This window comes from Mycobacterium talmoniae (assembly GCF_001854525.1).
GTDB lineage: Bacteria > Actinomycetota > Actinomycetes > Mycobacteriales > Mycobacteriaceae > Mycobacterium > Mycobacterium talmoniae.
This window is the reverse complement of sequence record NZ_MLQM01000227.1, coordinates 1-6873: the sequence shown is the minus strand read 5'-3', so window position 1 is coordinate 6873 and position 6873 is coordinate 1. Positions and strand designations below refer to the sequence as shown.

Here is a 6873-nt window from a genome sequence, read left to right as displayed (position 1 = left end):
ACTTTGGTAGGTAACTCATTGACCACTACGCGATGGCCCACCCCAAGCCCGGTATCGACACACCCCAACAGGGATCCGTCCAGATCAGCCCCGGTCCCGAAACCCCACCACCCCAGGGGACTTACCCATGCCCAGCGGTCGGCAGTCCACCACGGTCGTCGATGAAGCCGGTTGTCCAATCGAAGACGCAGACAGATTTCTTCTGTATCTGCACGCGATAGACAGCTCGCCGAACACTATCGAGTCGTATGCCCGCCACCTCGCGCTTTTCTTCCGGTGGTTAGACGTCCGGGGAGCCGATTGGTGCCATCTCGACTTCGACGGGCTATGCATGTTCGCGCACGATCTGGCCGATGGCACACTCCGATCACTCGAACGCGTGGGCGAGTATCGGCCGCAGGCACCACGAAGCCGGTCGACCTGTGAGGCAGTTCTGGCAGCGGTCCACTCGTTCCTGAACTACTGGAGATTGGAAGGCCGCGGTCCCCAGGAACTACAATTGTATGGCGATAGCGGCACCGGCCGTCGCAAGTCCTACAGCTTCCTGGCACACGTCAAGACTCAACCCCCAGCGACTGATCGCCGCCTAAAAGTCCGCGGACCGAACGCCAAAGCACCCAAGATCATCAACTTCGAATCGGACTTTCAGCTACTGATTCACGCCGCCAACACCGCCCGCGACCGTCTCCTGCTCAGTGGCCTGTTTGACGGCGGACTCAGGGTCTCGCAGTGCCTGGGGATTCTGCACGAAGACCTCGACATCGCGCGGAGGCGATCCAGAATCGTCCGCCGAACCAACAACGCAAACGGGGCGTTGTCCAAGCAACGCAACGAATTCACCGTTGACCTCCCCACGCGCTTTTTCGACTACTACGCACAAAGCCTGATGGACGAACAACTTGCTTTAGGCATCGACAGCGACTATGTATTCGTCAATCTGCAATTGCAGAACCGCGGCCGCCCAATGAGCTACGCCAACGCCATCCAGGTCGTCACCGGAATCGGTGACCGAGCAGGAGTCAAACTCACCCCGCACACGCTCAGGCACACCCACGGAACGGCCCTTGCCCGAGAAGGCTGGTCGGCACCCCAGATCGCCAAACGGCTCGGGCAGGCTTCGGCAACCAGCGCAGATAAGTACATTCACCTGGCCGACGACGACATCTCAGATAAGTACTGGCAGAGCAACCTGGCAAGGACTGAGCGGTGACGGTCCCGGACGCCGCCAAGCGGCTGGCCCCAGACACTTTCCGCATTCCCGACGGGCCATGGAACACCGACATCTGGCTGATCCCACGTCCTCTCCGCCAGGCGACCTCCGGCGCAACGACCTGCGCCGTAGCGACATGTGACCGGCCGGCCGGACGGGCCGAAGGAGATCCTGTCCGCGCCACTGACGTGTTATGCCTTGGGCACCGATCGCGATTCCGAAAGTCACCCGACGTGACCAATATCGACACATTCGCCGAAGAGCAATCAACAGCTCGGCCGATTCTGGAACAACGCGGGACCAACAACCGCGAACCCTATTATCCGCCAATCGATTTCACCCAAGCACCGGGCACACTTGCTGACGAGCTCCGCTACGTGACCGCGATCAAAACAGCGCGGATGAAGTGGCGTAACGGTGACTACATCGTCAATGTGCTGCGTGGTGCGATTGATCTAGCAGTCAAATATGGACTCGGGAGTCTTCGCGAATTCCCGCTCCCCCCAGCTGACCTTCGCGGTGCTGCCGATTGCTTAGCTGCGATGTTCCCGAACGAAAGTGGCGCCCCTGCAAGAAATTTTGCCGCTACGATCCGTTCACTTCTCGTCATACTCGATGAAGCTCGCGTTGACCCGTGGGATGCCGATATCTGGCGCGGAACAGACATCGATCGACCGGGAAGCAACAAGTATGACGCCGTCGCGGCGATCCGCTGGTCCAATGTCACATGCAGCTGGCTGCGCAGCGGACTCAAATCCTTAGCGCGAGATCATCTGCAATCCAGTTCTCGCGCATGGTCAACGATCCAGTCGTATGCACGTGGTGGGACACTGCTCAGCCGATACTTCGACGAGGAGATCGGCCAGATCGAACCGTCCGCATTATCGCGGATGGCCTTTCTCGATTTCGTCGCATGGGTACGCGACGAAGACACCACCCCGACAGACATACGAGCCGTCAATGTCGTGGCACGTCTGCTCACCGAGCTTCGCCACCGCGACATAGTCCCCGACCTTCCCGACACGACGTTTCTTCTCTACGGCGAGAACACGGTCCCAATCACACGGAAGCCCAAACCGTTCCCCGCCGACATACTCCAGGCCATCGATGCACTCATCGCCGATCAATCGGCGCTACCGAGGATCGAGCGCCTCATACTGCGGTTGTGCCGGGCGGTCGGCCCCCGTTCGAGTGAAGCACTGACCTTGGCTCGCGACAGCGTCACCTACGTGGACGGACGCGGCTACACGCTGGAGTACTTTCAATCGAAAATCCAAGACTGGCGCCGAGTTCCATTGCCGCCCAACCTCGGCCGTGACCTCGTCGCGCAATCACAATGGGTCGCCGATACCTATAGCCCAAACTGCCCGTGGATGTTTCCCTACGCCGGCAAGAGTCCCCGGAGCAATCCCATCATTAACCCTGACGCCGTGACACCGTGGCCATACGCCCGATTCAACCCCTTCTTGTGGAAGGTCTATCAGCGGCACGGGATCGTTCACTCCTCGCTGACCGGCGAGACGCTGACCGGACCGCAGTTGCATCGGTTTCGGCACAGTATCGCCACTGGCCTCCTCAATGAAGGGTGGAGCCAATACGAGGTCCAAACGTTCCTGGGCCACAAGAGCCCAACCATGATGCAGGCATACGCAGAAATCAACGACGACACGCTACGCGACAAGTACCTCGAATTCATCAACCGCTCAGTCGATTTCCACGGCCGCGCCGTGGAACCAATGAGCACAGACAACCTCAATGTCGAGCGGCTGCGCGATCGCTTCATCCGATCCACGCTGCCGAACGGATTCTGCGCTCTGCCGGAGAAACAAAAATGTGAGTACCTGCCAAGCCCCTGCCTCAGCTGCTCGTTCTTCAGAACAACCCCGACTTTCCTACCAATTCACATCCGTCAGCGCGACGACGCCGTCCGCGAACTCGACCTCGCCCGCGCCGACGGACGCCAACGAGCTGCTGACGTCCACGAGAAGACCATCGACCAGCTCAACAAGATCATCGACGGACTAAGCCAGGCACCACGAGTCGAGGGCACCCATGTCGACAACTGACGACCGCACCGAGCACTTACGAGCCGCGGCGGCGCGCAAGAGCGAAGATGCGCAATCACGTGCACGCCGCGCACTGGTCGCGCTGGAGAACCGTGGCATTCCCATCAATTTCAACACGGTCGCGCTTGAAGCCAAAGTCTCAAAAGGTTTCCTCTACGCCAACGACGATCTGCGCCGGCAGATCACCGAACGCCGCCGCCAGCCCGCACCACGAATCGAACCCAGCCCGCACGCGTCCCACTCGGACGAAACTTCGGCTACGGTCAAACTCGCCGTAGCCGCCCAGATTCATCGCCAGCTGCGGGCCGAGAACGAACAGTTGCGCAACGAAAACGCCGCCTTACGCGGCGACCTGCTGGCGTTGCAGCGGGAGAAGCGGATAACTCACCACGCGACCACCACAAGGCCCGCAGAAGGCTCGTGAGACGGCGATACCTACCATGCCCGCATCTTCCGCGTCTGGCAACGGTAATGAGCGGGTAGCTAGGTCATCGACGAGGCGTCTGATCGCCGGTTTTAGACGCGCATCCCGAGATCGCTTATCTGTAACATCTCAAGTCGATTGCCTTCTTTGAGCTGATCTGTGCGTCAGTGGCATGTGTACGACGTTGCGCGGAATTGGATTTCGACGTCTACATGTAACTGGCGACCCGTTTTATGGGCGTCAGCCGTTCTTGCACGCCGATGTCAGGGGTGGTCGTGGTGGCCCAACGTCGAATGCAAGACCGCGCTCGCGGACACATGCGTGGTGCAGCTTGCCCAACTCAGTGATGGGTTCGGCGGCCCCCTCCATGTCGGCGACTTTGGCCCGTGCCGGTGCGGTCGTGCGCAGGGACGACCCTCGGCGTCGAGATGGGGACGCAGCGGGCCGTTGATCCCGTGGCGACTCACCAAGTGGTTACCCAACCGACTGGTTGGGCTCAGAGTTCCACGACCATCGCAAGGTGATATTCATCATGTTCTCTTGCCGACTGAATATCGCTATAGTAGGCGACGCACGGCCATTCCGGGGAATTGTGCAGCCCCACATACCGATTCGGTGTGCGCACTAAGCGCCTCGAATTAACCGTGTCTACGCACTGGTGGTTTAGCCCCGCCGCCATACGCCACATTTCCAGTCCCAGTCATGGAGGTTCCCCGCAATATGGATGTCAACTATTCGTTGCCGGTGACAGCCCCGCCGGAGCGCATATTCGAGCTGCTGGCGGACTACGAATACGCGCGGCCAACCCTTCTACCCGCGCCGTACTACACCGACTACCACGTCCTCCACGGCGGACACGGGCCCGGAACCGTAGCCAGTTGGATCCTGCATTTCACCAAAACCCGGTCCCGCGAGTTCGAGGTCGCGGTCATCGACGCCAGACCCCTCACTGTTGTGGAGCGAGACAACAACTCGACACTGACCACCTCCTACACCGTGGCACCCCTCCAGCACGGTGAACCTCAACGATCGTTGGTCACCGCACAGACCTCTTGGCACGGCGCCGACGGCTTCATGAAATACGTCGAACGGCTCCTAGCCCCCGCAATGATGCGAAAGATCCACGCCGCTTTTCTGGCCAACCTCAAGAACCACTGCGAGACCACCGATTCCAACAAGTCATAAACCGTGAACAACGCGAGGCACAGATAGGTCCACCCATGGTCAATGAACACATCCCCACCGGCAGCTTCGGAGTATTCGCCGGCCTGAGCTTCTTCGATGAAGGCCGCGCCGCCATCGTGGAACAACTTGGCTACACCGCAATTTGGATACCCGCCGTTTTCGACTCGGGATTGCGAGCCATCGAAACCGTCTTGGAGCAGACCACCTCGATCATGGTCGGATCGGCCGTAGTGAACATCTGGACCGCACCCGCACACGAAGTGGCGCAGTCATTCTTTCGGCTGGAAGACCGGTTCCCCGGCCGCTTCCTGCTCAGTATCGGCGCCGGCCATCGCGAACACCTCGGCGATCACCCACAGACGCCCTACCAAGGGGTCAGCGCCTACCTCGACGCGCTCGCTGCGGCCGGGGTGCCTCAGAACCGGATCGCGATCGGAGCGTTGCGCACAAGGATGCTGACCCTGGCCAAAAGCCGTGCCGGTGGCGCGAACCCATACCTCACCACCGTCGAACACACCCGGTTCGCGCGCCGCGTGCTCGGCCACGGCCCGCTGCTGGCCCCCGAACGCAAGATCGTCTTCGACACCGACCCGGCCACCGCCCGACACACCGCGCGCCAAACCCTCGCGTTCTACCTGCAGATGAGCAACTACGTCAGCACCCTCAACGATTTCGGATTCCCTGATCTCACACCGGGTGACGTCGCCAGCGATGCACTCGTCGACGCGCTCGTGTCACACGGAACCACCGAACAGATCGCAGAAGGGCTGCGTGCCCATCTGCACGCCGGCGCCGACCACGTCGCCATACAACCACTGCACCCCGGCTTCGATATGGGCGCAATCGACCCGGCGACAATCGAAGCCAACCACGGCCGCATCCCTGAACTCGCAGCCGTCGCACCCACCCTGATGCCCGGACTCACCGAACTCGCCACCACCCTCGGGCTGACACCGCAGTAATCCCGCAACAACCCTGCCCAGTCCTCAGCGCGCTACCCACGTTCAGACACCAAACCGCGACGAGACAGCTCCGCCAATGCGCGTCGCCGCTGACACACCTCTAGAACGCCACCGAGTCGGCCGACTCGACGAGGAGAATAGTCAAGACGTGTGGATCGGGTTTTCAGGCGCCCTACGTTCCCGTGTGCTCGTCGCCGTTTGACGGCGTTGTCGGTGGGGTGATGCCGGTGGCCCTTTCGAGCAGTTTGCCTTTGCGGAAGACCGCGCCTGCACGGATCAGGGTGACCAAGTGCGGGGCGTTGACGGCCCGCCAACGTGCTTGTGCGGCGTCAATCGGCTTGTAGACCATGGCAATTCCAGCCGCGCGTGATCCCGGGCCCTTGGTGATCTTGGTCGGCAACCGCATGGTCGAAGTCGGACTTCGACATCACGCCCTGGTCGGATCGAGTGCAGATGATCGATGCGCAATACCGCGGAGTCTGGAAGCTCCCAGTCATCGGACAGATTACTGGCCGCAGATGCCGTCTTGGTCCGACCCGACGGCCACGTCGCCTGGGTTGGAGACGGTGCCACCACCTCGTTACCGGATGCGCTTGACAGGTGGTTTACCTAACACCCTTCACGCCAAAAACACTGGCGGAAGTTCGTTTAGAACGATCGCCTGGGATCAGCGACGACGGCAGGGCACTCCATTCCGGTGATATGCCAGCCACCATCGGGCTCACAAAAGTCGTCAGGCCATGGCGCCGGGACACCGCGTTCGTCATACCAACCAGTGAAGCCTTCCGCCGCGAGCATCTGGGGATAAGCCTGGTGAGTCAACCCCGGCCCAAAGGCATCAGGAGCGTTTGAACTAGGCAAACGGAGCACCCCCCGGTTCGAACGACCTGGACTACCTCGGGTAAGTCCCCTGGGGTGGTGGGGTTTCGGGACCGGGGCTGATCTGGACGGATCCCTGTTGGGGTGTGTCGATACCGGGCTTGGGGTGGGCCATCGCGTAGTGGTCAATGAGTTACCTACCAAAGT

At 60.8% G+C, this 6873-nt stretch carries 6 protein-coding genes and 1 pseudogene; 6 read left to right on the top strand and 1 reads right to left on the bottom strand.

The window, feature by feature from the left end; all coding sequences use genetic code 11:
* Window positions 1–127: 127 nt before the first annotated feature.
* From BKN37_RS24855 to BKN37_RS24835, 5 genes are all read left to right on the top strand, one after another.
* Entirely contained in the window at window positions 128–1210 is a 1083-nt protein-coding gene (locus BKN37_RS24855; protein WP_071029679.1) for a tyrosine-type recombinase/integrase, read from the top strand.
* 233 nt (window positions 1211–1443) lie between these two features.
* Entirely contained in the window at window positions 1444–3276 is a 1833-nt protein-coding gene (locus tag BKN37_RS24850) for a tyrosine-type recombinase/integrase (protein ID WP_131823687.1), read from the top strand.
* Window positions 3263–3700, top strand: a complete 438-nt coding sequence (locus BKN37_RS24845) for a DUF6262 family protein (RefSeq protein WP_071029675.1) — start codon at window positions 3263–3265, stop codon at window positions 3698–3700. Before BKN37_RS24850 ends, BKN37_RS24845 begins: the two co-directional genes overlap by 14 nt.
* Before the next feature lie 702 nt (window positions 3701–4402).
* Window positions 4403–4885, top strand: coding sequence for an SRPBCC family protein (locus tag BKN37_RS24840; RefSeq protein ID WP_242657353.1), 483 nt, complete (start codon window positions 4403–4405; stop codon window positions 4883–4885).
* Window positions 4886–4920: 35 nt separating this feature from the next.
* Window positions 4921–5847: a TIGR03620 family F420-dependent LLM class oxidoreductase gene (locus tag BKN37_RS24835; protein WP_071029671.1), complete on the top strand. Its 927-nt coding sequence runs from the start codon at window positions 4921–4923 to the stop codon at window positions 5845–5847.
* Between the two features lie 172 nt (window positions 5848–6019).
* Here the strand turns inward: BKN37_RS24835 and BKN37_RS24830 are convergent.
* A pseudogene (locus BKN37_RS24830) lies at window positions 6020–6268 on the bottom strand (IS256 family transposase); the annotation flags it as partial.
* Between the two features lie 39 nt (window positions 6269–6307).
* Between BKN37_RS24830 and BKN37_RS30295 the strand changes: the two are divergent.
* Complete coding sequence (locus BKN37_RS30295) at window positions 6308–6460, top strand: aromatic-ring hydroxylase C-terminal domain-containing protein (protein ID WP_341271941.1); 153 nt, start codon at window positions 6308–6310, stop codon at window positions 6458–6460.
* Window positions 6461–6873 lie beyond the last annotated feature (413 nt).

Excerpts from the sequence above, each read along its gene's own strand:
- BKN37_RS24855 (WP_071029679.1), top strand. The coding sequence starts at position 128 with ATGCCCAGCGGTCGGCAGTCCACCACGGTCGTCGATGAAGCCGGTTGT.
- BKN37_RS24845 (WP_071029675.1), top strand. The coding sequence starts at position 3,263 with ATGTCGACAACTGACGACCGCACCGAGCACTTACGAGCCGCGGCGGCG.
- BKN37_RS24840 (WP_242657353.1), top strand. The coding sequence starts at position 4,403 with ATGGAGGTTCCCCGCAATATGGATGTCAACTATTCGTTGCCGGTGACA.
- BKN37_RS24835 (WP_071029671.1), top strand. The coding sequence starts at position 4,921 with ATGGTCAATGAACACATCCCCACCGGCAGCTTCGGAGTATTCGCCGGC.
- BKN37_RS30295 (WP_341271941.1), top strand. The coding sequence starts at position 6,308 with ATGCGCAATACCGCGGAGTCTGGAAGCTCCCAGTCATCGGACAGATTA.